The organism is Pseudomonas sp. SDO5522_S412 (genome assembly GCF_054071215.1).
This window is the reverse complement of sequence record NZ_JBSVWQ010000015.1, coordinates 17,765-41,055: the sequence shown is the minus strand read 5'-3', so window position 1 is coordinate 41,055 and position 23,291 is coordinate 17,765. Positions and strand designations below refer to the sequence as shown.

The 23,291-nt window shown below is 60.7% G+C and carries 24 protein-coding genes, 1 tRNA gene and 1 pseudogene; 13 read left to right on the top strand and 13 right to left on the bottom strand.

Annotated features, from left to right (window positions below; all coding sequences use genetic code 11):
* The first annotated feature begins 1 nt into the window (after position 1).
* Positions 2–1,621, top strand: coding sequence for an ABC transporter ATP-binding protein (locus ACW9I6_RS06075; RefSeq protein ID WP_177022042.1), 1,620 nt, complete (start codon positions 2–4; stop codon positions 1,619–1,621).
* Between the two features lie 9 nt (positions 1,622–1,630).
* Positions 1,631–2,329 (top strand): NAD(P)H-dependent oxidoreductase, encoded by a 699-nt coding sequence (locus tag ACW9I6_RS06070; protein WP_457339052.1) that lies wholly within the window; start codon positions 1,631–1,633, stop codon positions 2,327–2,329.
* Between the two features lie 125 nt (positions 2,330–2,454).
* Here the strand turns inward: ACW9I6_RS06070 and ACW9I6_RS06065 are convergent, their stop codons facing one another.
* The gene (locus tag ACW9I6_RS06065; RefSeq protein WP_102368695.1) at positions 2,455–3,531 is read right to left on the bottom strand and encodes a 3-deoxy-7-phosphoheptulonate synthase; all 1,077 of its coding nucleotides are present in this window, start codon (positions 3,529–3,531) and stop codon (positions 2,455–2,457) included.
* A 618-nt stretch (positions 3,532–4,149) separates the two neighbouring features.
* Here ACW9I6_RS06065 and ACW9I6_RS06060 point away from each other — a divergent pair.
* Together ACW9I6_RS06060 and ACW9I6_RS06055 are read left to right on the top strand one after the other, a co-directional pair.
* Positions 4,150–4,902: a carbon-nitrogen hydrolase family protein gene (locus ACW9I6_RS06060; protein WP_457339051.1), complete on the top strand. Its 753-nt coding sequence runs from the start codon at positions 4,150–4,152 to the stop codon at positions 4,900–4,902.
* A 13-nt stretch (positions 4,903–4,915) separates the two neighbouring features.
* Complete coding sequence (locus tag ACW9I6_RS06055; protein ID WP_307517342.1) at positions 4,916–5,350, top strand: GNAT family N-acetyltransferase; 435 nt, start codon at positions 4,916–4,918, stop codon at positions 5,348–5,350.
* Positions 5,351–5,414: 64 nt separating this feature from the next.
* On the opposite strand, the gene ACW9I6_RS06050 is transcribed toward ACW9I6_RS06055, so the two are convergent.
* Positions 5,415–5,654, bottom strand: a complete 240-nt coding sequence (locus ACW9I6_RS06050) for a DNA-binding protein (protein WP_008436063.1) — start codon at positions 5,652–5,654, stop codon at positions 5,415–5,417.
* Positions 5,655–5,735: 81 nt separating this feature from the next.
* Between ACW9I6_RS06050 and ACW9I6_RS06045 the strand changes: the two genes are divergently transcribed.
* The 5 genes from ACW9I6_RS06045 to ACW9I6_RS06025 all read left to right on the top strand — a co-directional run bounded on the left by ACW9I6_RS06045 (position 5,736) and on the right by ACW9I6_RS06025 (position 9,466).
* Positions 5,736–6,101: a helix-turn-helix domain-containing protein gene (locus ACW9I6_RS06045; protein ID WP_032899473.1), complete on the top strand. Its 366-nt coding sequence runs from the start codon at positions 5,736–5,738 to the stop codon at positions 6,099–6,101.
* A gap of 151 nt (positions 6,102–6,252) precedes the next feature.
* The gene (gacA, locus tag ACW9I6_RS06040; RefSeq protein ID WP_008436066.1) at positions 6,253–6,894 is read left to right on the top strand and encodes a response regulator transcription factor GacA; all 642 of its coding nucleotides are present in this window, start codon (positions 6,253–6,255) and stop codon (positions 6,892–6,894) included.
* A 1-nt stretch (position 6,895) separates the two neighbouring features.
* Positions 6,896–8,734 (top strand): excinuclease ABC subunit UvrC, encoded by a 1,839-nt coding sequence (gene uvrC, locus ACW9I6_RS06035; protein ID WP_023658726.1) that lies wholly within the window; start codon positions 6,896–6,898, stop codon positions 8,732–8,734.
* A gap of 32 nt (positions 8,735–8,766) precedes the next feature.
* Positions 8,767–9,327: a CDP-diacylglycerol--glycerol-3-phosphate 3-phosphatidyltransferase gene (pgsA, locus tag ACW9I6_RS06030; RefSeq protein ID WP_003208929.1), complete on the top strand. Its 561-nt coding sequence runs from the start codon at positions 8,767–8,769 to the stop codon at positions 9,325–9,327.
* Positions 9,328–9,390: 63 nt separating this feature from the next.
* Positions 9,391–9,466: transfer RNA gene (locus ACW9I6_RS06025), tRNA-Gly, on the top strand.
* 297 nt (positions 9,467–9,763) lie between these two features.
* On the opposite strand, the gene ACW9I6_RS06020 is transcribed toward ACW9I6_RS06025, so the two are convergent.
* Entirely contained in the window at positions 9,764–10,807 is a 1,044-nt protein-coding gene (locus ACW9I6_RS06020; RefSeq protein ID WP_102368697.1) for an LLM class flavin-dependent oxidoreductase, read from the bottom strand.
* Positions 10,808–10,995: 188 nt separating this feature from the next.
* On the opposite strand from ACW9I6_RS06020, the pseudogene ACW9I6_RS06015 reads away from it, so the two are divergent.
* Both ACW9I6_RS06015 and ACW9I6_RS06010 read left to right on the top strand, forming a co-directional pair.
* Positions 10,996–12,084, top strand: a pseudogene (locus ACW9I6_RS06015) (cache domain-containing protein); the annotation flags it as partial.
* A gap of 72 nt (positions 12,085–12,156) precedes the next feature.
* Positions 12,157–12,942 carry a methyl-accepting chemotaxis protein gene (locus ACW9I6_RS06010; RefSeq protein WP_371132958.1) on the top strand — a complete coding sequence of 262 codons (786 nt, stop codon included), beginning with the start codon at positions 12,157–12,159 and terminating at the stop codon, positions 12,940–12,942.
* Positions 12,943–12,984: 42 nt separating this feature from the next.
* Here ACW9I6_RS06010 and ACW9I6_RS06005 read toward each other — a convergent pair whose 3' ends face one another.
* A complete protein-coding gene (locus ACW9I6_RS06005) occupies positions 12,985–13,470 on the bottom strand; it encodes a flavin reductase family protein (protein ID WP_087694309.1) in 486 nt (161 codons plus the stop codon).
* A 321-nt stretch (positions 13,471–13,791) separates the two neighbouring features.
* Here ACW9I6_RS06005 and ACW9I6_RS06000 point away from each other — a divergent pair, with 321 nt between their 5' ends.
* A complete protein-coding gene (locus ACW9I6_RS06000) occupies positions 13,792–15,198 on the top strand; it encodes a purine-cytosine permease family protein (protein ID WP_087694308.1) in 1,407 nt (468 codons plus the stop codon).
* Positions 15,199–15,381: 183 nt separating this feature from the next.
* On the opposite strand, the gene ACW9I6_RS05995 is transcribed toward ACW9I6_RS06000, so the two are convergent.
* The 5 genes from ACW9I6_RS05995 to ribBA all read right to left on the bottom strand — a co-directional run bounded on the left by ACW9I6_RS05995 (position 15,382) and on the right by ribBA (position 20,647).
* A complete protein-coding gene (locus ACW9I6_RS05995) occupies positions 15,382–16,536 on the bottom strand; it encodes an ABC transporter ATP-binding protein (RefSeq protein ID WP_457339050.1) in 1,155 nt (384 codons plus the stop codon).
* A gap of 17 nt (positions 16,537–16,553) precedes the next feature.
* On the bottom strand, positions 16,554–17,363 hold the full coding sequence (locus ACW9I6_RS05990) for an ABC transporter permease (protein ID WP_087694306.1): 810 nt from the start codon (positions 17,361–17,363) through the stop codon (positions 16,554–16,556).
* A 6-nt stretch (positions 17,364–17,369) separates the two neighbouring features.
* Complete coding sequence (locus tag ACW9I6_RS05985; RefSeq protein WP_168197505.1) at positions 17,370–18,287, bottom strand: ABC transporter permease; 918 nt, start codon at positions 18,285–18,287, stop codon at positions 17,370–17,372.
* Complete coding sequence (locus ACW9I6_RS05980) at positions 18,284–19,309, bottom strand: ABC transporter substrate-binding protein (protein ID WP_087694314.1); 1,026 nt, start codon at positions 19,307–19,309, stop codon at positions 18,284–18,286. The genes ACW9I6_RS05985 and ACW9I6_RS05980 overlap by 4 nt, the downstream gene beginning before the upstream one ends.
* A gap of 228 nt (positions 19,310–19,537) precedes the next feature.
* Entirely contained in the window at positions 19,538–20,647 is a 1,110-nt protein-coding gene (ribBA, locus tag ACW9I6_RS05975) for a bifunctional 3,4-dihydroxy-2-butanone-4-phosphate synthase/GTP cyclohydrolase II (RefSeq protein ID WP_457339049.1), read from the bottom strand.
* A 68-nt stretch (positions 20,648–20,715) separates the two neighbouring features.
* Between ribBA and ACW9I6_RS05970 the strand changes: the two genes are divergently transcribed.
* A complete protein-coding gene (locus ACW9I6_RS05970) occupies positions 20,716–21,009 on the top strand; it encodes a DUF1330 domain-containing protein (protein ID WP_087694313.1) in 294 nt (97 codons plus the stop codon).
* Positions 21,010–21,056: 47 nt separating this feature from the next.
* On the opposite strand, the gene ACW9I6_RS05965 is transcribed toward ACW9I6_RS05970, so the two are convergent.
* The 4 genes from ACW9I6_RS05965 to ACW9I6_RS05950 are packed head-to-tail and all read right to left on the bottom strand — an operon-like array spanning position 21,057 to position 23,285.
* The gene (locus tag ACW9I6_RS05965; RefSeq protein WP_087694303.1) at positions 21,057–21,620 is read right to left on the bottom strand and encodes an NUDIX hydrolase; all 564 of its coding nucleotides are present in this window, start codon (positions 21,618–21,620) and stop codon (positions 21,057–21,059) included.
* A gap of 2 nt (positions 21,621–21,622) precedes the next feature.
* Complete coding sequence (locus tag ACW9I6_RS05960) at positions 21,623–22,375, bottom strand: GntR family transcriptional regulator (protein WP_087694302.1); 753 nt, start codon at positions 22,373–22,375, stop codon at positions 21,623–21,625.
* A 23-nt stretch (positions 22,376–22,398) separates the two neighbouring features.
* The gene (locus ACW9I6_RS05955; protein WP_087694301.1) at positions 22,399–22,788 is read right to left on the bottom strand and encodes a carboxymuconolactone decarboxylase family protein; all 390 of its coding nucleotides are present in this window, start codon (positions 22,786–22,788) and stop codon (positions 22,399–22,401) included.
* Between the two features lie 11 nt (positions 22,789–22,799).
* Positions 22,800–23,285, bottom strand: coding sequence for a flavin reductase family protein (locus tag ACW9I6_RS05950; RefSeq protein ID WP_010567340.1), 486 nt, complete (start codon positions 23,283–23,285; stop codon positions 22,800–22,802).
* Positions 23,286–23,291 lie beyond the last annotated feature (6 nt).

Genomic DNA, 23,291 nt, shown 5'->3' with positions numbered 1-23,291 from the left:
GATGGACAAGCCACTGCTGGAAATCCGCAACCTGCAGATTGAAGGGCATTACGAAGACGCCTGGCATCCGTTGATCAAGGGTATCGACCTGACGTTGCAACGGGGTGAGGTACTGGGGCTGATTGGTGAGTCTGGCGCGGGTAAATCAACCCTGGGCCTGGCGGCCATGGGCTTTGCCCGCGACGGTTGCCGCATCACCGGTGGCTCGGTGTGCTTTGACGGCATTCAACTGTTGCAGGCCAAACCCGAAGCCTTGCGCAAGCTTCGAGGACTGCGGATTGCCTACGTGGCGCAAAGCGCTGCCGCGTCGTTCAACCCGGCCCACCGGCTGATTGACCAGCATGTGGAAACCGCCGTGATCAACGGTGGCATCAGCCGCGCCCAGGCTGAACGCGAGGCGGTGGAGTTGTACCGCGTGCTGCGCCTGCCCAATCCGGAAACCATCGGCCAGCGTTATCCGCATCAGGTCTCCGGCGGGCAACTGCAACGGGTGATGACCGCCATGGCGATGGCCTGTCACCCGGACCTGATCATCTTCGACGAACCCACCACCGCCCTCGACGTCACCACCCAGATCGAAGTGCTGGCGGCGATTCGCGATGCGGTGAAAACCTTCGGCAGTGCCGCGCTGTATATCAGTCATGACCTGGCGGTGGTCGCGCAGATGGCCGACCGCATCATGGTGCTGCGCCACGGCAAGCTGGTGGAGGAGGCCGAGACCCGCACCATGCTCAGCGCCCCGCAGCAGGACTACACCAAGTCCCTGTGGGCGGTGCGCAGCTTTCGCACCGAGCCCAAGGCCTGTCCCCAGCAGCAGATGCCGTTGCTGGAAGTGCGTCAGGTGTGCGCCAGCTACGGGCATCAGCCGGTGCTGCATGACGTGTCGATGAGCTTGCATCGCGGCCAGACGTTGGCGGTGATCGGTGAGTCCGGCAGCGGCAAAAGCTCCACCGCACGCTTGATTACCGGGTTGCTGCCGGCTACGGCGGGGCAGGTGCTGTATGACGGTGAAGCGTTGCCGGCGGACTTTCGTCGGCGCAGCAAGGAGCAGTTGCGACGGATCCAGATGATCTACCAGATCCCCGATACCGCGCTGAACCCGCGCCAGCGCATCGTCGACATCATTGGCCGGCCACTGACCTTCTACCTCGGCCTCAAGGGCAAGGCCATGCGCGCCCGAGTCGCCGAGTTGCTGGAGATGATCGAGCTGGACCCGGCCACCTTCATGGAGCGTCAGCCCCGTGAGCTGTCCGGCGGCCAGAAGCAACGTATCTGCATCGCTCGCGCCCTGGCGGCCGACCCACAATTGATCATCTGCGACGAAGTGACCTCGGCCCTGGATCAGTTAGTGGCCGAGGGCGTGCTGAAACTGCTCAACCGCATTCAGCAGCAGTTGGGCGTGGCCTACCTGTTTATCACCCACGACGTCGCCACGGTGCGCGCCATTGCCGACGAAGTGGTGGTGATGCAGCGGGGCAGAGTGGTGGACCAGGGCAGCCGCAGCGCGATCTTCACCCCGCCGTATCAGGACTACACCGGCCTGCTGTTTTCATCGGAGCCGGAAATGGACCCCGACTGGCTCGACCATTTGCTGGCCAAACGGGCCGCGCTTACTTCTTGAGGAGTTTTTATGAAGGTGTTGATTGTCCACGCCCATCCCGAGCCGCAGTCGTTTACCGCGGCCTTGCGTGACCAGGCCACGGCTACCCTGCAAGCGCAGGGGCATGAGGTGCAGGTCAGTGATTTGTACGCGATGAACTGGAATCCCGTAGCCAGCGCCTCGGACTTCACCTCGCGGGAGAACCCCGACTACCTGGTGTATGCCCTGGAGCAGCGCCTGGGGGTGAAAAGCCAATCCATCGCGGCGGATATCCGGCAGGAGTTGGACAAGCTGCTGTGGGCCGATCTGCTGATCCTCAACTTCCCGATCTTCTGGTTCTCGGCGCCCGCGATGCTCAAGGGCTGGATTGACCGGGTGCTGGTGTCGGGCGTGTGCTACGGCGGCAAGCGGTTTTATGATCAGGGCGGGCTCGCCGGCAAGAAAGCGCTGGTCACGGTCACCCTTGGCGGGCGCGAGCATATGTTTGGCGAGGGTGCGATTCACGGGCCATTGGAGGACATGCTGCGGCCGATCCTGCGTGGCACGCTGGCGTATGTCGGGTTTGAAGTGCTGGAGCCGTTTGTGGCGTGGCATGTGCCGTATATCAGCGCCGAGGCCCGGCAGGATTTTCTGCGCAATTACCAGCAGCGGCTGGAAGGGCTGGCGGATGACCAGCCGTTGGTGTTTCCGAAGTTGGCGCAGTTTGATGAGGCTCTTTATCCACTTTAGTCAAGTGAATGAAGATCCAGTGTGGGAGCGGGCTTGCTCGCGAAAGCGGTGTGCCAGTTGATGCATGTGCTGGCTGAACCACCGCATTCGCGAGCAAGCTCGCTCCCACATTTGGTCTTCATTTGTCAGGCGCGATTGTGTGCCCGCAACCGTTCGGCAGCGCTGCGTAGCAGCTGTTCCGTGCCGTCCCAGCCCAGGCAGCCATCGGTGATCGACACGCCGTATTTCATCGACGGGCTCAATGGCTGGCAGCCTTCGAACAGGTGGCTCTCGATCATCATGCCGATCAGCGAGGTGTCGCCCTGCAGGCGCTGCTCCAGCACGTCGTTGAACACCGCCGGTTGGCGCAGCGGGTCTTTGCCGCTGTTGGCGTGGCTGCAGTCGACCATGATCCGCGGCGCGACTTTGCTCTTGGCAAGGTCGGCGTGAACCTGGGCCACGCTCTGGCGATCGTAGTTCGGCCCACGATGGCCGCCGCGCAACACGAGGTGAGTGTCGGGGTTGCCCGGGGTCTGGATGATCGCCGGATGGCCCTGGCTGTCGACACCAAAGTGACGGTGCGGGTGAGCGGCGGAGCGCATGGCGTCACAGGCGATGGCCACGCCGCCGTCGGTGCCGTTCTTGAAGCCGACGGGCATGCCGAGGCCGCTGGCCATTTCGCGATGAATCTGCGATTCGGTGGTGCGCGCGCCAATGGCGACCCAGCTCAGCAGGTCATCGAAGTAGCCGGCAGCCATCGGTTGCAGCAGCTCGGTGGCCACCGGCAGGCCCAGGCGCAGCATTTCACGCATCAGTTCCCGGGACAGGGTCAGGCCGGCGGCCATGTCATCACTGCCATCCAGGCGCGGGTCGTACGCCAGGCCTTTCCAGCCGATGGTGGTGCGGGGTTTTTCGACGTAGGCGCGGATCACCAGCAGCATCTGGTCACTGACTTCATGGGCCAGTTTTTTCAGGTTGCGCGCGTATTCCATGGCCGATTCCGGGTCGTGGATCGAGCACGGGCCGACAATCACCAGCAGGCGTGAGTCTTCACCCTTGAGGATGGCGCGCACGGCTTGGCGATGGGCGTGGATCTGTTCGTTGAGGAATGGGCTCAGCGGCAGTTGGTGCTTGAGCTCAAGGGCACTGGGCAAACGCTGGGTCAGCGCTTCATTGGCGCAGGACAGGGTTGAAACAGGCAGAGCGGCGATCGAGGCGTTCATATTCGGGCTTCCTGGGCAAGCGGCGGGCTGTTCCCGCACGCTCTGCCCTACTGGGGTGTTCGACAATTGGCCGTATTGGCTACGTGTGTTGGCTTGCCACCAATAGGTGACCGATCGGAGGCGGCAGGCTGTCCCGAACGGAGCTTGCTAAATCGCCAGGCGGTGGAGGTGTCGTAGCGGTAATAGGTGGCGTAGTTCATGGCGTGAGTCCTTTAAGTGTTCGGTGTGTGGCAAAAATAATAAGGGCTGAAAAAACAAAACCCCCGGTCGGGGAGCCGACCGGGGGTTAGATTTCTCTGGTAGGCGACCCCTTGAGTAGTGGGCGCCGATTTCAGGTATCAGGCGCGCCAGTGGCTAAACCAATACCCAAAATAAAAGCTGACCAGTGCGCTCAAACCGCTCACGCGGGCAGCCACGACCGAGCGCTGGGCGCTGGCAGCAGGGCAAACCTGGGTGTGGGTGAGTTGCAACATGGTGTGTCTCCAAATGATGGGGGGAGCTTAACTGAGGCGAGCGGGTGGATTCAATCAGTAATTTCTATTGAGGTTGGGTACTTACGGCTATGACCCCAGTGTCGATATGCTGCACGGACTTCACGATGATTGCCTGGATGCGACCATGACGGCCTTGACGATTGCTGCTGCCCAATCCATTTCCATTGCGGGCGACGTACCCGGAAATATCGCGCGTCACTTGGCTTTCATGCGCGTGGCGGCGGAGCACGGCGTGCAGTTGCTGGTGTTTCCGGAACTGTCCCTGACCGGCTATGAACCGTCACTGGCCGCCGGGCTGGCGATCGCGCCCGGCGATGAAGCGCTGGCGCCGCTGCGGGAGATGGCCCGTGAGTTGCGCATCACCGCGGTGGTGGGCATGCCGATTCGCCTGGGGGGCGCCAGTGAGGTGTTGATCGGTGCGCTGGTGCTGGGGCCGGATGGCTCGGTGGCGGTCTATACCAAGCAGCATCTGCATCCCGGTGAAGACGTGGCGTTTGCTGCGGGGCAGGGCGGGGCGGCCCTTGAATGGGGGGACGACCGGATCGCCCTGGCGGTATGCGCGGATTTTTCCCACGCCAGCCACCCTCGACAGGCTGCCGAGGACGGGGCGAACATCTACGCTGCGGGTGTGCTGATCAGCGAAGGCGGCTACGCGCCGGACACCGCCTTGCTACAGGGCTATGCCGCCGAGCACCGGATGCTGGTGCTGATGGCCAACCACGGCGGTCCATCCGGTGGCTGGGCCTGCGCCGGGCGCAGCGCAATCTGGGGCGCCGACGGTGGTTTGATCGCGGCTAGCCCGGGTGTAGGCGATACGCTGGTGATTGCACGACGCGACACCGTCGGCCAGTGGCAGGGAGAACAGGTGGCAATCTAGGGAGTTCAGGCACATGGCGTTTCAACTGCAGGCCGCGACCAGCCAACACCTGGCCTTCGCCCGGACCCTGACCCACCAGGCCATGGGTAATTATTATCGCCAATACGACTTGTCGTGGTCCGATGCCGGTTTCGATACCGCCTGGGCCGGACGAGAAAACTGGCTGATCTGTCGCGATAACGAGGTGCTGGGTTTCATCAGCATCAGTCGTGACCCCAAGGCACTGTATATCCGCGAACTGCACATCCTTGAGGCGTTTCGTCATCAAGGGGCTGGCGGCTGGGTTATCGAGCAGATGGTGTACAAGGCGCGCGCGCAAGGGCTGTGCCTTTTACGGTTGACCGTTTTCAAGACCAACCCGGCGCGACGGCTGTATCAACGCAAGGGCCTGGAAATCGTTGGAGCGGAGGATTGCTTCTGGCGCATGGAGCGCAATTGCCGGCCGTGATCGGGTGCGAGTACTGCCAGTTCGAGGAAAACAGGCACTTGGTTTTAATAAGCGCATACTCACTTCAAGAAATGACTTCCTGCTCTTGTCTCACGGTTTCGCCCTCAACCGGGATGATTCCGTCCTTCATGCCCAACAGGACCGCCACCTTGTGGGCTTCTCCACGCCGTCCCTTTTTGCGCCCAGCGAGCACTTGATAAGTGGTTGCCGGGTCCACGCCATGTTCCCGGGCGAACGCTTGAACAGACTTACCTTGATGTTCCAGCCAGGCCTTGGCTTGTGCAGCAGTGCGAATACCGGGCATAGTTCAAAACCGTTCAAGTTTGTGTAAAACGAGATGAGTGTGTCACCTCTAGGGGTGTGCCAAATAGGATCATACATCCAAATGAGTGGAATCGGTTTCCGGTTAAGGCAAGAAAGAGAGCGGCTTGGTCTGTCGCAGAAAACTTTTGGTGAAATAGGAGGTGTAGAGGCGAACGCACAGGGTAAATATGAAAATGGCGGACGCGCGCCAAAGGCTGATTACTTGTCCCGCGTGGCAGAAAGAGGTGTCGATATCCTGTACGTGTTGACCGGCAATCCAACGCCGACCCAACTTGAAAACCTGAGCCAGGTCGAGGAGAAAGTGCTGGGGAACTACCGTGCGATGTTCAAGGAAGACCAGGACGCAATCCATCGCCTGACTTCTACCCTGGCCGAGCATTCACTCACCACCAATGGAAAAAACCGGTCATCGGCCCCGGATTCCTGACCTTTTACCCAGGAAATTGAGCCGTCCGCCATTCGGCGGCGGCCCGTTGTGCATTGAAACTCTATATATATGACGCTTGCAGCTAGGTCTGCGCCGTGGTTTTTTGCTAAGGTGTTCAGCAACCTATAAGACCATATCGCGAGGTGTCTGCTTGATTAGGGTGCTAGTAGTCGATGACCATGATCTCGTTCGTACAGGCATTACACGAATGCTGGCTGACATCGATGGCCTGCAAGTAGTCGGCCAGGCCGAGTCAGGGGAGGAATCCCTGATCAAGGCCCGGGAGTTGAAGCCCGATGTGGTTTTGATGGACGTTAAGATGCCCGGGATCGGCGGTCTTGGCGCCACTACGAAGTTGTTGCGCAGCCATCCGGATATCAAAGTCGTGGTAGTGACCGTGTGTGAGGAAGATCCTTTTCCTACACGGTTGCTACAAGCGGGCGCTGCCGGCTATCTGACCAAGGGCGCGGGATTGGCGGAAATGGTCCAGGCCATTCGCCTGGTATTTGCCGGCCAACGCTACATCAGCCCGCAGATTGCCCAGCAGCTGGCGATCAAGTCGTTCCAGCCCACCAGCGACTCGCCGTTCGATGCGCTGTCGGAGCGGGAAATCCAGATCGCCCTGATGATTGTCGGCTGTCAGAAAGTCCAGTCGATTTCCGACAAGCTGTGCCTGTCGCCGAAAACCGTGAACACCTACCGTTATCGGATTTTCGAAAAGCTTTCCATCAGCAGTGATGTTGAATTGACCCTGCTGGCGGTACGCCACGGCATGGTAGATGCCAGCGCCTGAAATGACAGCCTCTGAAATTAAAGTGCTGTTCGATCCGAGTGCGTTCCTTGCAACCTGCAGTGGCCGTCCTGGCGTGTATCGCATGTTCGACAGCGAAGCGCGCCTGCTCTACGTCGGTAAAGCCAAGAACCTGAAAAGCCGCCTGGCGAGTTACTTCCGCAAGACGGGCCTGGCGCCGAAGACCGCGGCGCTGGTGGCGCGTATCGCCCAGGTGGAAACCACCATCACCGCCAATGAAACCGAGGCGCTGCTGCTTGAGCAGACGCTGATCAAGGAATGGCGGCCGCCCTACAACATCCTGCTGCGTGACGATAAGTCCTACCCGTACGTGTTTCTCTCGGACGGCGACTTTCCGCGCCTGAGCATCCATCGCGGCGCCAAGAAGCAGAAGGGCAAGTACTTCGGGCCTTACCCCAGCGCCGGCGCCATCCGCGAAAGCCTGAGCCTGCTGCAAAAGGCGTTTTTCGTGCGCCAGTGCGAAGACAGTTTCTACAAGAACCGCAACCGCCCGTGCCTGCAGTACCAGATCAAGCGCTGCAAGGCGCCGTGCGTGGGCCTGGTTGAGCCTGCGGAATATGCCGAGGACGTGCGTCACTCGGTGATGTTCCTCGAAGGCCGCAGCAATGCCCTGGCCGATGAGCTGTCCGGCGCCATGGAGCAAGCGGCCAGCACCCTGGATTTCGAGCGCGCCGCAGAGCTACGCGACCAGATCTCCCTGCTGCGTCGCGTGCAGGACCAGCAGAGCATGGAGGGCGGCACCGGTGACGTCGACGTCATCGCCGCCTTCGTCAACCCGGGCGGCGCCTGTGTGCACCTGATCAGCGTGCGCGGCGGCCGGGTGCTGGGCAGCAAGAACTTCTTCCCCCAGACCGGTATAGAAGAGGAGGTCGCCGAAGTCATGGCGGCGTTCCTCGGCCAGTACTACGTCAGCAGCCCCGAGCGCGACCTGCCGAGCGAACTGATCGTCAACGTGGTGCACGAGGACTTCCCGGCGCTGATCGAAGCGATTCACGAACTGCGTGGCCGCGAGCTGGACATCAGCCACCGCGTGCGCGGCACCCGTGCGCGCTGGCAGCAGTTGGCCGTGACCAACGCCGAACAGGCCCTGGGCGCACGCCTGGCCAACCGCCAGCACGTCGCCGCGCGGTTTGACGCCCTGGCCGAAGTCCTCAAGCTCGACGAGCCGCCCCAGCGCCTGGAGTGCTACGACATCAGCCACTCCAGCGGCGAGGCCACCGTGGCTTCCTGCGTGGTGTTCGGGCCGGAAGGGCCGATCAAGTCCGATTACCGGCGCTACAACATCGAAGGCGTTACTCCGGGCGATGACTATGCCGCCATGCACCAGGCCCTGACCCGTCGCTTCAGCAAACTGAAGGACGGCGAGGGCAAGCTGCCGGACATCCTGCTGGTGGATGGTGGCAAGGGCCAGCTGTCCATGGCCCGCGACGTACTCAACGAACTGGCGGTACCCGACCTGATCCTGCTCGGCGTGGCCAAGGGTGCCACCCGCAAGGCCGGTTTTGAAACCTTGTACTTGAATGATGCAGCCCATGAGTTCACCTTGAAGGGCGACTCCCCGGCGCTGCACCTTATCCAGCAGATCCGCGACGAAGCCCACCGTTTCGCCATCACCGGCCACCGTGCCCGACGTGGCAAAACCCGGCGTACCTCAACCCTGGAAGGGGTGGCAGGGGTCGGGCCGACACGGCGGCGGGACTTGTTAAAACATTTTGGTGGCTTGCAGGAGCTGTCCCGTGCCAGCATCGAAGAAATAGCCAAAGCTCCCGGTATCAGTAAAAAGCTCGCAGAGTTGATTTATGCAAATCTGCACAGCGAGTAGAATGCCTTCTCACCTCGTAGCCAGTTGTGCCGATGAATATCCCTAATCTGATCACCGTACTACGCGTCCTGCTCATACCGATTTTCATATTGCTGTTTTACCTGCCGTACGAATGGAGCTACATGGCATCCAGTTCGGTGTTTGCCTTCGCAGCCGCCACCGACTGGCTGGACGGTTACCTGGCCCGTCGCCTGGAACAGAGCACGCCGTTTGGCGCGTTCCTGGACCCGGTGGCCGACAAACTGATGGTAGCGGTCGCCCTGGTGCTGCTGGTGCAGGAACACGGCAACCTCTGGCTGACGTTGCCGGCGGCCGTGATCATCGGTCGCGAGATCGTGGTCTCCGCCCTGCGGGAGTGGATGGCCGAAATCGGCGCCCGAGCCCACGTGGCCGTGTCCAACATGGGCAAGTGGAAAACCGCGGCGCAGATGCTTGCCCTGGTGATCCTGCTGGCCAACCCATCGGATTTCTCCTTCTGGGTATTGCTGGGCTACGCCTTGCTGCTGATCGCCGCGGGCCTGACCTTGTGGTCCATGCTGCAATATTTGCGCGCCGCCTGGCCGCATCTGCGCACCGAGGTTGAAAAGAAATAAAACTTTTTTGAATCAAGGGGTTGACGGGTGATGAGGATTCTATAGAATGCGCATCACCAAGACGCGGGAATAGCTCAGTTGGTAGAGCACGACCTTGCCAAGGTCGGGGTCGCGAGTTCGAGTCTCGTTTCCCGCTCCAAACACAAAGAAAAAGCCACTCAATAGAGTGGCTTTTTTTTGCCTGGGATTTAAGGAATAGACGCTTCGGCGTCTTTTTTCGTTTCTACGCAAAACTACTGAAATCTGTCTCCAGCCACTTTTTTAAGTACATTTTTGAGTACATGGAATACGGGCAGTGGGCACAGCGGTTTTTGGGCGGAGCACCCCGGTCCGGCATCGTATACATCTCCTCGACCCGAAGCACATGCCGCATTCCCGCCACCCGAAACAACAACGCCGGCAAGTGCCGGCGCTGTGTGCGGTTCAGCCATTACCCTCAGCGAAATGCCGGCACCACGTGCTTGATAAACAGCTCAAGGGATTTTTTCTTCTCCGCGTGGGGCAAGCTGTTATCACACCAGAAGCTGAACTCGTCCACACCCAGCTCCTGGTAGTACTGGATGCGCGGGATGATTTCTTCAGGCGTGCCAATCATTGCGGTCTTGTGCAGGCTTTCCAGTTCAAACTCCGGACGCCCGGCGAATTTTTCTTCCGGGCTCGGGTCAAGGAAGCCGTTGACCGGCACGGTCTTGTTGCCGAACCAGGCATCAAAGGTGCGATAGAATCGGGCGATTGCCTTGGCCCCGACTTTCCAGCCGTCAGGGTCGTCTACCGCGTGCACGTGGGTGTGACGCAACACCATCAGTTGTGGGCGTGGCACATCCGGGTTGTTGTCCAGGGCAGCCTGGAATTTATTTTTCAGGTCGAGGACTTCTTCGTCGCCCTTCATCAACGGCGTGACCATCACGTTGCAGCCATTAGCTACCGCAAAGTTATGCGAGTCCGGGTCGCGTGCGGCAATCCACATCGGCGGGTTGGGCTGCTGGATCGGCTTGGGCACGCTGGTGGAGGTGGGGAACTTCCAGATGTCGCCGTCATGGGCATAGTCGCCTTTCCACAACGCACGTACCACCGGCACCATCTCGCGCAGCGCCTGGCCGCCGGATGAGGCGGGCATGCCGCCGGCCATGCGGTCGAACTCCACCTGGTAGGCACCACGGGCCAGGCCGACTTCCATGCGTCCGTTACTGATCACGTCGAGCAGCGCGCATTCGCCTGCCACCCGCAGTGGGTGCCAGAACGGCGCGATGATGGTACCGGCGCCCAGGTGAATGGTGGTGGTTTTGGCCGCGAGGTAAGCCAGCAGCGGCATCGGGCTGGGCGAGATGGTGTATTCCATGGCGTGGTGTTCGCCAATCCAGACGGTGCTGAAACCACCGGCTTCCGCCATCAGGGTCAGTTCGGTCAAGTCTTCGAACAACTGGCGATGGCTGACACTTTCATCCCAGCGTTCCATGTGCACGAACAGGGAAAATTTCATGACGCTTACCTCGGATCTATTGTGATCGGCCTGTCGACTGCGGGCCCTTAGGTGCTCTCGCCAATGTGAAGCTTGCCAGTGATGAAGGCTATTCGGCGGATTGATTGTTGGTATACCATAATACGGAATATCTGCAAAACTTTTCTCTCCAGCGGTCGCACATTCACTTCACAAGGAAGGCGAGCTAGATGAACATAAAACAAAAATTGATCCTGGCCTTTGCGGTGATCGCCAGCCTGCCAGTCATTCTGGTGGCAGTGATGATCATCCTCAACGTGCGCCATGAGGCACGGGACGGCTTTATCGACGGCAGCGAACGCGAGATTCGCCAGGTCGACAATGCCATGCAATTGTTTTTTGAAGGCATCAGTCAGAACGTCGCCTACCTGGCGGCGCATCCGCAGTTGCAAAGTATCAACGGCGATGTGAAACGCTATCTGGCCAGCGACGCCGCCCAAGTCGCACTCGGCGAGCGCGATCAGCAGTTGTTCAAGCTGTTCGAGGGCCTGGCCAAGAGTCATTCGGCCTACACCTACCTGTCACTGGGTACTGAAGATGGCGGCTATGTATTCTGGCCGGGTGACCCGAAGCTGGCGAGCTACGACCCGCGCACCCGGCCCTGGTACAAGACGGCCATGGCGCAACCGGGCAAGACCCTTCGCACCGAGGCGTATTACTGGGCCGCCGATGACGTGGTGCTGGTCAGTACGGTGCGAAGCTTCAATGACCGCCAGGGCAACGCGAGCGGGGTGGTGAACATCGATGTTTCCCTCAAGCAACTGACCGACCTGGTCAAACAGATCAAGCTGGGTGACAGCGGCTACCTGATGTTGATGGAAGCCAATAACACCGTGTTGGTGGACCCGAATGACCCGTCTCACAACTTCAAGAAACTTAGTGAGTTGGGCGAGGGTTACCGGCAGTTGAGCGAGGCTGGGCAGGGCCTGGTGCAGGTCGAGTTGGCAGGCGAGCGCTACATGGCGTTTGTCTGGCCGTCCAGGGCATTGGGCTGGCGGTTTGTCGGGGTGGTACGGGAAAGTGAAGTGATGGCCGGCGCGGCGCGCCTGACCTGGCTGATCGCGGCGATCGCCCTGGTGTGTGCCGTGTTGTTTGCAGTGGTGGGCGCCTGGTTTGCCGGGCTGATCGTCAAGCCGATTCGTGGTGTGGCCAGCGGCCTGGAAGGCATCGCCCAGGGCGAAGGAGACCTGACGGCGCGTCTGCCGGTAAAAGGGCGAGACGAGACGGCACAACTGGCCGGCTGGTTCAACCAGTTCCTCGAAGCGATCCGCACGCTGATCCAGCGCATCGGCCAGGCGGCCGGGCAGATCCACAGCAGTTCGGGGAGTGCCATGGAGGTCTCGGTGGAAATGGCTGAGGTCGCCTCACGCCAACGGGAGGCCGTGGACATGGTGTCCACCGCGTTTCATGAGATGGTCGCCACCTCCAATGAAGTCGCGCGCTCCTGCAGCCAGGCCGCCGACTCTGCCGACAACGGACAGCGCCAGGCGCACACCGGCCAGCAGCAGATCGACGCAGCAGTGAGCAGCGTAGGGCGCCTGAGTGAGGAAATCGGCCACTCCGCCCAGTCCATGGAGCAACTGGAAAAAGACAGCAACGACATCCAGTCGATACTCGGCACCATCCGCTCCATCGCCGAACAGACCAACCTGCTGGCGCTGAACGCTGCCATCGAAGCCGCCCGAGCCGGTGAACAGGGGCGTGGTTTTGCCGTGGTGGCAGACGAAGTGCGGGCCCTGGCCAAGCGTACTTCGGACTCCACCGGCGAGATCGACGGGCTGCTGGGCAACCTCGCCCGGCGTACCCATCAGATGGGTAAACAAATGCATGCCAGCCTGGAGGTGTCCCAGGAAACGGTGGTGTCGATCAACGACGCACGGGCCAGTTTTGGGTTGATTCGCGAGTCGGTGGACGTGATCCGCGACATGAATACGCAAATCGCAACGGCTGCCGAAGAGCAGCACCAGGTGGCTGAAGACATCAATCGGCACATCAGCCAGATTCACGGGGATGCACAGTTGGTGGCGAGCCTGGCTGATTCCACGCGCCAGGATGCGCAGCAATTGACGACGTTGTCTCAGACGTTGAATCAGTTGGTCAGCCGCTTCCGCACCTGACCGGTGGGCGCCCGGGCTGCCGGGCGCCTGCAACGGTAACGATCAGGCAATGGCGGGCAGGGCGCCCATCTTGCCGTGGCAATACACCAGTGGCCCGGCGTTCTGCCGGGGCACGATCAGGTTCTTCACCGCACCGACCATGATTGCATGGTCACCGCCTTCATACTCACGCCACAACTCGCACTCGATCACCGCCGTGGCATTGGCGAGGATCGGGTTGCCCAGTTCACTCAACGTCCATTCGATGCCCTGCGCCTTGTCTTTGCCCTTGCGCGCAAAAGCATAGGCTTCGCTTTGCTGCCCACCGGACAGCACATGAATGGCAAAGCGCTGATTCTTGATCAGCACCGGATAGGAGTCGGAACTGTAGTTGGGGCAGAACAGCACCAGGGCCGGCTCCATGGACAACGAGCTGAACGCACTGGCGGTAAGTCCGACTATCTGCCCGTCATCATCGAGCGTGGTGATCACGGTGACTCCGGACGGAAACGAACCCATCACTTGTTTGTAGATGGCGGCATCGATCATGGGACGGTCCTCGTAGGGTGAAGCGGATTTTATAGATTTGTAGGTCTGATGGTATACCGTAATACAATCTAATCAAGGGCTTTTTCAGGCGGCCGATGAACGTTGACCTTTGGTCTTATAGCCAATGAATACGGGGGTTAGCCCGCTGAATGAAGAGGGGCCGTGTGGCACAATAGCGGATCAGATGCGTGCCAGGACTACGGATCAGTCTTGTGAAAATGTTGGAATACCATAATATGGTGTTCGTATGGGGGTGGCCAGAGAGCTCCCCCGGTTTGGCGTCAAACAACTATAAGATCAGACAAACGCGAGTTCATTTCCATGCCCCAGATGTCCCGGCAAGATCCCCTGATCGAGAATCACACGGTCGATTACGTCCCCCTCGCGGAGCGCCATGGAAAGGCCCGCGACCTGTTCACCCTATGGTTCAGCACCAACATTGCACCGCTGCCCATCGTCACCGGCGCTATGGTGACTCAGGTGTTCCATCTCAACCTGGTGTGGGGGCTGCTGGCGATTGCCCTCGGGCACATGCTCGGCGGTATTGTCATTGCCCTCGCGTCGGCCCAGGGCCCGCGCATGGGCATCCCGCAGATGGTGCAGAGCCGGGGTCAGTTCGGGCGCTACGGAGCGCTGCTGATCGTTTTCTTCGCGGCCCTGATCTACATTGGCTTTTTCATCTCCAACATTGTGCTGGCGGGCAAGTCCATCGTCGGCATCGTGCCGTCGGTACCGGTGCCGGCCAGCATCCTGATCGGCGCGCTCAGCGCCACGGCCATTGGCGTGATCGGCTATCGCTTTATCCATACCCTGAACCGCATCGGCACCTGGGTGATGGGCAGCGCATTGCTGGCGGGTTTCCTCTACATTTTTTCCCACGACCTGCCGGCAGACTTCCTCACCCGTGGCGGCTTCAATCCGGCCGGCTGGCTGGCGACGGTGTCGTTGGGAGTGATCTGGCAGATCAGCTTCTCCCCCTATACCAGCGATTATTCGCGCTACCTGCCGGCTGATATCGGCATCACCCGACCCTTTGTCGCCACCTACCTGGGGGCCACTCTCGGCACCATTTTGTCGTTCTCCTTTGGCTTGGTCGCCGCCCTGGCGACACCCGAAGGCACTGAGGCGATGGTCGCGGTCAAGCAAGCCACCGGCTGGCTGGGGTCGATCCTGATGGTGCTGTTTCTGCTCAATATCATCAGCCACAACGCCCTGAATCTGTATGGTGCGGTGCTGTCGATCATCACCTCGATCCAAACCTTCGCCAGCCAGTGGACACCCGGCATCAAAGTGCGTGTGGTGCTGTCCAGCGTGGTGCTGGCCGGATGCTGCGTGGTGGCATTGGGCGCGTCGGCGGACTTCATCTCGCAATTTATCGGCCTGATCCTTGCGCTGCTATTGGTGCTGGTGCCGTGGGCGTCGATCAACCTGATCGATTTCTACATCATCAAGCGTGGCGCCTATGACATTGCGTCGATCTTTCAGGCGGACGGCGGGGTTTACGGACGCTTTAACCTGCATGCGATCGTGGCGTATTTCATCGGCATCATCGTGCAACTGCCGTTTGCCAATACGTCGCTGTACGTGGGGCCATGGGCCAATCTGGTAGAGGGCGCAGACCTGTCGTGGCTGGTGGGGTTGGTGGTGACGTGTCCGCTGTATTACTGCCTGGCGACGCGCGAGCATAGCCGGAAGATGAGGACGGTAAAGTTGGGCTATACCGACTGATCATCGAATGAACTGAAATGCCCGGCCAATGCCGGGCATTTTTTTATCTGCAGTTAAGGCCTGCCGATGCAGCCGTATCCTTGTAGCAAGCTGGCTTGATGATCAATGACATCCGGCCAGGTCCAATGTTAGCAGGCAAAAAAAGGCCGCCACAACCCGACGTTGTGGCGGCCCAAGGGTGACTCAATGGGCGCCGGCGGCCTTGTTCAGATCGCTTTCAGCCCATGCGGTATAGACGCAAGCATCCGCCGTGGCCCAGCGCACGCGCACCGGGTCGCCGGCCTTGAGTGGCATGCCCGCAGCAGACAACGCCTTGACTGTCATCGAGGTGCCGCCAAGGGTTTTCACGGTGCAGGTCTGGCTTTCGCCGAGGAACAGCACCTCGCCTACAATCGCTGACACCTCATTCCAACCCGCCGCCAATGCCTGCTCGGTAGCTTGCTCGACACTCAGCGCCAAGGCTTTTTCCGGGCGTACCATCAACAGCACCTCCTGCTCGGTTTGCAAGCCGCTGGTCAGGCGGATCGACAGCGATTGGCCTTCAAACGATGCCACCGCATTCCCCTGCGCCTTGAGCTTGAGGAAGTTGGAGTTACCGAGGAACGAGGCTACAAACGCATTTGGCGGGTTCTGGTACAGGTTGTAGCCACTGCCCAGGCCGACAATCTTGCCGTGGCTGAAAATCGCGATGCGCTGGGACAGGCGCATGGCTTCTTCCTGGTCGTGGGTTACGTAGACGATGGTGATGCCCAGGCGCCGATGTAATTGGCGCAGTTCGTCCTGCAGGTCTTCACGCAGTTTTTTGTCGAGGGCGCCGAGGGGTTCGTCCATCAGCAGGATGCGCGGCTCGTACACCAGCGCCCGCGCGATGGCGACGCGTTGCTGCTGGCCGCCGGAGAGTTGCGAAGGGCGGCGATGGGCAAATTGCTCAAGCTGCACCAGCTTGAGCATGGCGTCGACGCGCTTCTCGCGCTCGGCGCTGGCCAGTTTGCGAATCGCCAGGGGGAAGGCGATGTTGTCGCGCACCGACAAATGCGGGAACAGCGAGTAACGTTGGAACACCATGCCGATGTCGCGTTTGTGCGGCGGCACATTGACCAGGGATTGGCCGCTCACCAGGATCTCGCCGCTGCTTGGCGTTTCAAAGCCTGCGAGCATCGACAGGGTGGTGCTTTTGCCAGAGCCGCTGGAGCCGAGGAAGGTCAGGAATTCGCCGTCCTTGATGTCCAGCGAGATGTTATCCACGGCGGCAAATTCACCGTAGTACTTGTTCAGGTTGCGCAAGCTGACCAGGGGTTGGCCATGGTTTTGCGCGGTATCTTGGATCACTGCACTCATGTCTTGCTCCTGGGCGCTCAAGCGCGGGTTTCTGTGCGCCGGCGAAGGGCGGCGGCGATGACCATGACGAGCACCGAGAGGCCGATCAGCAACGTCGAGGCGACGGCAATCACAGGCGTCAGGTCCTGGCGCAGGGTGGTCCACATTTTTACGGGAAGGGTTTGCAGGGTCGGGCTGGCCATCATCACGCTGAGCACCACTTCGTCCCATGAGACGAGAAAGGCGAACAACGCGCCGGCCACCATTCCCGGGCGAATCGCCGGGAATGTCACCTTGAATACGGCCTGCAGGCGCGATGCACCGCAGATCACCGCCGCATCTTCAATCGATTGGTCGAACAGCTTCAGCGAGTTGATGATCGAGATAATGGTGAACGGCAGCGCGACAATCACATGGCTCACTACAAAGGCGAACATCGTGCCGGTATAGCCGAGCTTGAGGAACAGTGCGTACACCGCCACCGCGATGATCACCAACGGCACGATCATCGGCAGGGTGAACAGGCCGTAGAGCAACTCGCGGCCAGGAAATCGCCCACGCACCAGGGCAAATGCGGTGGGCAGGCCCAGCGCCACGGCGAACACGGTGGTCAGTACCGCAACCTTGAGGCTCGCTACCGCCGCGTTCATCCAGTCGGCATTGGAGAAGAACTGGCCGTACCATTTCAGCGTCCAGCCCGGTGGCGGGAACACCAGCCATTGGGACGAGCCGAACGACAGCAACACGATGAACACGATCGGCAACAGCAAGAACAGGCCAATCATGCCGGTGGTGGTGTAGAGGCCCAGGCGCATCCTGCGGCTCATGGCATTGGAAGTCAGGAGCATGACGGCTTACCTCGCGTTGCTGGCGCCAACCGGGGATTCCGGCTGAAGCTTCAGGTAGAAGTAGAACAGCACCAGCGTGATAAAGATCAGCAATGCGGCGCCGGCACTCGCCAGGCCCCAGTTGAGGAACGACTGCACCTGCTGGATGATGAACTCAGGCAGCATCATGTTCTGCGCGCCGCCGAGCAGCGCCGGGGTGACGTAGTAACCGAGGGACATCACAAACACCATCAAGCCGCCGGAAAACAACCCCGGTCGGCACAGCGGCAGGAACACCCGGAAGAAGTTGGTCCAAGGGCTGGCACCGCAGATGGAGCCGGCCTGCAGGATCATCGGGTCGATGGCCTGCATGGTTGCCTGCAATGGCAGCACAATGAACGGGATCATGATGTAGCTCATACCGATCACCACGCCGGTCAGGTTGTGCACCATCTCCAGCGGCTGGTCGATGATGCCCATCGCCATCAGTGCCTTGTTGATCACCCCGGAGGCTTGCAGCAATACCAGCCATGAATAGGTGCGGGCGAGCAGGCTGGTCCACATCGACAGCAGCACGATGTTCAGGATCCAGCGCCCCCAGCCGCGTGGTACCAGGGTAATCACCCAGGCCAGCGGGAAGCCCAGCAACAGGCTGAACAGGGTCACCAGGCCGGCCACCGAAAAGGTATTGAGCAGTACCCGGGCGTATGCCGAGTTAGCGAACAGTTGCTCATAGTTGCCAAGGCCCGGTACGGGCTCCAGCACGCCGCGCAGCAACAGGCCGATCAGCGGCGCGAGGAAGAACAGGCCGAGGAACAGCAGCGCCGGGATCAGGTTGCTCGACCCCCGCCAGCGCTGCGCCAGGGATGGCGCACCTGGTTTGCAGGAAACTGCGCCAGCAACGCCGAGGGCGCTCCCGGTCGGCGTGGTTGCCGTCATTTTCATTTGACTAGCCATTCATTCCACCGTGTCGCAATGGCCGGACCGTTCTTGGCCCAGTAGGCGAAATCGAGGGTGATCTGGTCCTTGGCATACGCCGTCGGCAGGTTGGGCGCCAGCACTGAGTCCAGGCGCTGCACACTGTCGATGTTCACCGGTGCATAAGCGGTCAGGTTAGAGAAGTCGGCCTGGCCCTTGGCGCTGCTGGCACTGGCCAGGAACTTCATCGCCGCGCCTTTGTTTTTGCTGCCTTTAGGCACGACCAGGATGTCCGCCATCACCAGATTCTGTTTCCAGCTTACGCCTACGGGTGCGCCATCTTCCTGCAGGGCATGAATGCGGCCGTTCCAGAACTGACCCATGCTGACTTCGCCCGAGGCCAGCAGTTGCTGGGACTGTGCGCCGCCGCCCCACCAGACGATGTCTTTCTTGATGGTGTCGAGTTTCTTGAAGGCGCGGTCCAGGTCCAGGGGGTAGAGCTTGTCGGCGGGAACGCCGTCAGCCAGCAGCGCCAGTTCGAGTACGCCAGGGCTTGGCCATTTGTAGAGGGCACGTTTGCCGGGGTAGGTTTTGGTGTCGAACAGCGCGGCCCAGTCCTGTGGCTTGCCAGCGCCGAGCTTGCCCTCGTTGTAGCCGAGTACGAAGGAGAAGAAAAACGAGCCGACGCCATGGTCGGAGACAAACCGCGGGTCGATCTTGTCGCGCTGGATCACCGAAAAATCCAGGGGTTCGAGCAGCCCTTCAGCGGCGGCGCGCAAGGCGAAGTCAGCCTCCACGTCTACCACGTCCCACTGCACGTTGCCGCTCTCGACCATGGCCTTGAGCTTGCCATAGTCGGTGGGACCGTCCTGCACCACAGTGATCCCGCTGGCCTTGCTGAAAGGATCGGCCCACGCCTGCTTTTGCGCATCCTGGGTGCTACCGCCCCAGCTCACGAAATTGACGCTTTCGGCCGCCAGGGCCGCGTGAGTGGCCGTGGCCAGCAAACCCGCGAACAGCATCGCGGTTGCACGTTTGTTCAACACCATTTTCACGCCCTCATTTGTTTTGTTATTGAGCGGGCCTGGTAATGCCCGCCTATCGGGAGCAGTAGGTCTCTCGAAGCCTCTATTGCGAAGCCTCAAAAGTCGACCGTACCAAGGCTTGTTACTGGCGCTATCCCTGGCATGCGCACTTGGCAAAAGTACTCGGTCGATGGAATATCATATTATGGTATTCCAAGCTTTGTGCAAGCACTTTGCCTTACCGGTTATCCGTCATTCGGTGAACGGAATGCTCTCCACCACCTCCAGGTTGTAGCCTGTCAGCCCGGCGTATTTCAGCGGAGGGCCAAGGTGGCGCAGCTTGCAGACGCCAAGGTCCTGCAATATCTGCGCGCCGGTGCCGACTTCCGAATAGATCCGCGACTGCGAACGGCTGAACTGGCGCGGCGTCTGGGTCAACTGCGGGACGCGTTCGAGCAGGGCCTGGGAGGATTCATGATTGGCCAGCACCACCACCACGCCGCTGCCTTCTGCGGCGACGCGTTGCAGGGCGGCCCATAAGGTCCAGTTGGAGGGGCCGCTATACTCGGCGCCCACCAGGTCGCGCAGCGGGTCGATCACGTGCACGCGCACCAGGGCGGGCGTGTCGCGGTGTAACTGCCCCATGACCATCGCCATGTGCACGCCGCCATCAATGCGGTCCTCAAAGGTGATCAGGCGGAACGTGCCGTGCACTGTGGGCAGGTCGCGCTCGCCGATGCGCACTACGGTGCGCTCGGTACTGAGGCGGTAGTGGATCAGATCGGCGATGGTGCCGATCTTGATCCCATGCTTGTGCGCGAACACCTCAAGGTCAGGGCGACGTGCCATGGTGCCGTCATCGTTCATCACTTCGACGATCACCGAGGCTGGTGTGTGCCCGGCCAGGCGCGCCAGGTCGCAACCGGCTTCGGTGTGCCCGGCGCGCGTCAACACGCCGCCATCCTTGGCGCGCAACGGGAAAATATGCCCCGGTTGCACGATGTCGGCCGGCCCCGCATCGGCATTCACGGCCGCGGCCACCGTGCGCGCCCGGTCGGCGGCGGAGATGCCGGTAGTCACGCCGGTGGCGGCTTCGATGGACACGGTAAACGCGGTGCTGAACACGCTGCCATTGCTCGGCACCATCTGCTGCAGGCCGAGGCGCTGGCAGTGTTCGTCGGTGAGGGTCAGGCAAATCAGGCCACGAGCTTCCCGGGCCATGAAGCTGATAGTCTCGGCGGTGCAGCACACCGCGGGCAGCAACAGGTCGCCTTCGTTCTCCCGATCCTCGTCGTCCACCAGGAGCACCATTTTGCCTTGGCGGTAGTCTTCGATGATGTCTGCGATGTTGTTGAAAGACATGGTGGCTGCTCGATTTATTGGTTGTATGTATTATGGTATACCACAAAACCAAGCAAGAGGATGTCACGATGAAGGCTTACTGGATTGCCCATGTAAATGTGTCCGATGCAGAGCAGTACACGCAGTACACCCAGCGCGCGCCTGCGGCCTTCGCGAAGTTTGGCGGGCGCTTCCTGGCCAGGGGCGGGCGCAGCGCCGCGATGGAAGGCGGGCCTGCCAGGCAACGTAATGTGGTGATCGAGTTCGACAGCTACGAGCAGGCGCTGGCCTGTTATGAGTCTGCGGAGTATCAGGAGGCAAAGGCGCGTCGTGAAGGGGCGGGCGAGGCGCAGATCATCATCGTGGAAGGGCTGGTGCCTTAGGGGTATCAGGCATACATCACATTTTTGATCCGTGTCGGGTCTGACGATCAGCGGATGAAGTGAATCTTGCCGCTGTCGTCGTTACCGATGTAGATGCCATACACCCCAGCCTGGCGTTCCTCGATATAACGCTCGAGGATCTGCCGGATCGCCGGGTAGTAGATGCTGTCCCAGGGAATGTCCTCGGGCGCGAAGAACTTGTAGTCGAGGGTCTCCGGCCCGAACTGGCCGGTGATCTGCAGCGCGATGGCGCGGAAGATGATGTACACCTCGCTGATCTTCGGCACGCTGAAAATCGAGTAGGGCGAGAGGATCTCCGCGCGTACGCCGCTTTCTTCCCAGACTTCGCGTAGTGCGGCCTGTTCAGTGGTTTCGCCACCTTCCATGAAGCCGGCCGGCAGCGTCCAGGTGCCAGGACGCGGCGGGATGGCCCGCTGGCAAAGCAGATATTTGCCGTCCTGCTCGATGATGCAGCCGGCGATAATCTTCGGGTTGATGTAGTGGATGTAGCCGCAGCCCCGGCACATCAGGCGCTCATGGGTATCACCCGGTGGCAGCTGGTGACCGAGGTCACTGCTGCCACATGTCGGGCAAAAACTGGGGCTGGGCATGGTCAGTGACCTATGCGCGGTTCTTTGAGGGCGATGGGCAGTGTGATCTCGGGGATCTTGCCGGTCTCTTCCTGCTTGCGCTTGAGGTAATCCAGGGCCACGGCGGCGGCGGCGCGCACGTGGTCGACACAGGCCTGGTGGGCGGCGAGCGGGTCGCCGCTCTTGATCGCCTGGACCATACGCTCCATTTCCTGGTTGCTGGTACCGCGACGGTTTTCCTGGGATACCGAGGTCGCGCGCAAGTAGCTGATACGTGCCTGCAACTGACGCAGTTGGGTGGCCGCCACGTGGTTGCCGGAGCCTTCGAGCAACACGTCGTAGAATCCTTGTACCGAATCAATGACCTGTTGCAGCTCACCGTCCTTGAGGGCCTTGCGGTTTTCCTCGAGGGCTTTTTCCAGTGCCTTGATGTCCTTGGCCTTGGCGCGCAGGGTGAACAACTGCACGATCAAGCCTTCGAGCACGCAACGCAGTTCATAGATGTCGACGGCATCGGCCAGGGTGATGATCGCCACTTGCGGGCCCTTGGCATCGGCGAACTCCACCAGGCCTTCGGACTCCAGGTGGCGCAAGGCTTCGCGCACCGAGGTGCGGCTGACGCCGAGGCGGTCGCAAAGGTCGCGTTCCACCAGGCGGTCACCCGGCAGCAGTTGGAAGTTCATGATGGCGCTGCGCAGTTTTGCCAGCACGATTTCGCGCAGGGTGACCGGGTTGTGATTGACCTTGAAGCTGTCGTCGAGTGGCAGGCGTTTCATGGGGGCTGCTCTGAATGTTGCGGTTAACTGGAGGCCTCGGCGTCGGTTTCGGCGAAGGCTTCACGGGCCAGTCGGAAACTGTCCACGGCGGCGGGAACCCCGCAATAAATGCCGACCTGAAGCAGAATTTCGCGTATTTGTTCACGACTCAGCCCGTTACGCAAGGCGCCGCGCACGTGCAGCTTGAGTTCATGGGGCCGATTGAGGGCCGAAATCATCGCCAAGTTTATCATGCTGCGTTCTTTAAGCGACAAACCCTCACGGCCCCACACATGGCCCCAGCAGTATTCGGTGACCATCTCCTGCAGGGGGCGAGTGAAGTCGTCGGCGTTCTCGATCGAACGTTGCACATAGGCTTCGCCCAGCACTTGCGTACGGATTTTCAGGCCCCGTTGGTACTTGTCGTCGCTCATCAATCAGCTCCTCAGGCCAGGGTGGGCAGCGGGCCCAGCTTGCCCTTGTGGTAGATCATCGGTGTGACCGGTTGCTCGGGCAGGATCAGGTTTTTCACCGCTCCGACGATGATCGCGTGATCGCCACCGTCGTATTCGCGCCACAACTCGCACTCGATGATCGCCGTGGCCTTGGCCAGCAGCGGATTGCCCAGTTCGCTCAAGTGCCACTCGATGCCCTTGGCCTTTTCCTTGCCCTTGCTGGCAAAGGCATAGGCTTCGGCGGTCTGGTCGGCGGACAGCAAATGAATCGCAAAGCGCTTGCTGTCGCGCAGGATCGGATAGGTGTCCGATGCATAGTTGGGGCAGAACAGGACCAGTGCCGGGTCGATCGACAGCGCACTGAATGCGCTGGCGGTGATGCCGACGATGCCGCCATCCGGGTCGAGGGTAGTGACGACCGTCACCCCGGACGGGAATGAACTCATGACGTCTTTGTAAATGCCGGGTTCGATCATGGTCGG

Bases quoted from the DNA above. Each gene is read 5' to 3' on its own strand.
- ACW9I6_RS05950 (WP_010567340.1), bottom strand. From the start codon at position 23,285: ATGATCGAACCCGGCATTTACAAAGACGTCATGAGTTCATTCCCGTCC.
- pgsA (WP_003208929.1), top strand. From the start codon at position 8,767: ATGAATATCCCTAATCTGATCACCGTACTACGCGTCCTGCTCATACCG.
- ACW9I6_RS05990 (WP_087694306.1), bottom strand. From the start codon at position 17,363: ATGCTCCTGACTTCCAATGCCATGAGCCGCAGGATGCGCCTGGGCCTC.
- ACW9I6_RS06020 (WP_102368697.1), bottom strand. From the start codon at position 10,807: ATGAAATTTTCCCTGTTCGTGCACATGGAACGCTGGGATGAAAGTGTC.
- ACW9I6_RS06055 (WP_307517342.1), top strand. From the start codon at position 4,916: ATGGCGTTTCAACTGCAGGCCGCGACCAGCCAACACCTGGCCTTCGCC.
- ACW9I6_RS05995 (WP_457339050.1), bottom strand. From the start codon at position 16,536: ATGAGTGCAGTGATCCAAGATACCGCGCAAAACCATGGCCAACCCCTG.
- ACW9I6_RS06060 (WP_457339051.1), top strand. From the start codon at position 4,150: ATGACGGCCTTGACGATTGCTGCTGCCCAATCCATTTCCATTGCGGGC.
- ACW9I6_RS06045 (WP_032899473.1), top strand. From the start codon at position 5,736: ATGAGTGGAATCGGTTTCCGGTTAAGGCAAGAAAGAGAGCGGCTTGGT.
- ACW9I6_RS06000 (WP_087694308.1), top strand. From the start codon at position 13,792: ATGCCCCAGATGTCCCGGCAAGATCCCCTGATCGAGAATCACACGGTC.
- ACW9I6_RS06010 (WP_371132958.1), top strand. From the start codon at position 12,157: ATGGAGGTCTCGGTGGAAATGGCTGAGGTCGCCTCACGCCAACGGGAG.
- ACW9I6_RS05960 (WP_087694302.1), bottom strand. From the start codon at position 22,375: ATGAAACGCCTGCCACTCGACGACAGCTTCAAGGTCAATCACAACCCG.
- ACW9I6_RS05980 (WP_087694314.1), bottom strand. From the start codon at position 19,309: ATGGTGTTGAACAAACGTGCAACCGCGATGCTGTTCGCGGGTTTGCTG.
- ACW9I6_RS06050 (WP_008436063.1), bottom strand. From the start codon at position 5,654: ATGCCCGGTATTCGCACTGCTGCACAAGCCAAGGCCTGGCTGGAACAT.
- ACW9I6_RS06065 (WP_102368695.1), bottom strand. From the start codon at position 3,531: ATGAACGCCTCGATCGCCGCTCTGCCTGTTTCAACCCTGTCCTGCGCC.
- ribBA (WP_457339049.1), bottom strand. From the start codon at position 20,647: ATGTCTTTCAACAACATCGCAGACATCATCGAAGACTACCGCCAAGGC.
- uvrC (WP_023658726.1), top strand. From the start codon at position 6,896: ATGACAGCCTCTGAAATTAAAGTGCTGTTCGATCCGAGTGCGTTCCTT.
- ACW9I6_RS05970 (WP_087694313.1), top strand. From the start codon at position 20,716: ATGAAGGCTTACTGGATTGCCCATGTAAATGTGTCCGATGCAGAGCAG.
- ACW9I6_RS06005 (WP_087694309.1), bottom strand. From the start codon at position 13,470: ATGATCGATGCCGCCATCTACAAACAAGTGATGGGTTCGTTTCCGTCC.
- ACW9I6_RS06075 (WP_177022042.1), top strand. From the start codon at position 2: ATGGACAAGCCACTGCTGGAAATCCGCAACCTGCAGATTGAAGGGCAT.
- ACW9I6_RS05955 (WP_087694301.1), bottom strand. From the start codon at position 22,788: ATGAGCGACGACAAGTACCAACGGGGCCTGAAAATCCGTACGCAAGTG.
- ACW9I6_RS06070 (WP_457339052.1), top strand. From the start codon at position 1,631: ATGAAGGTGTTGATTGTCCACGCCCATCCCGAGCCGCAGTCGTTTACC.
- ACW9I6_RS05965 (WP_087694303.1), bottom strand. From the start codon at position 21,620: ATGCCCAGCCCCAGTTTTTGCCCGACATGTGGCAGCAGTGACCTCGGT.
- ACW9I6_RS05985 (WP_168197505.1), bottom strand. From the start codon at position 18,287: ATGAAAATGACGGCAACCACGCCGACCGGGAGCGCCCTCGGCGTTGCT.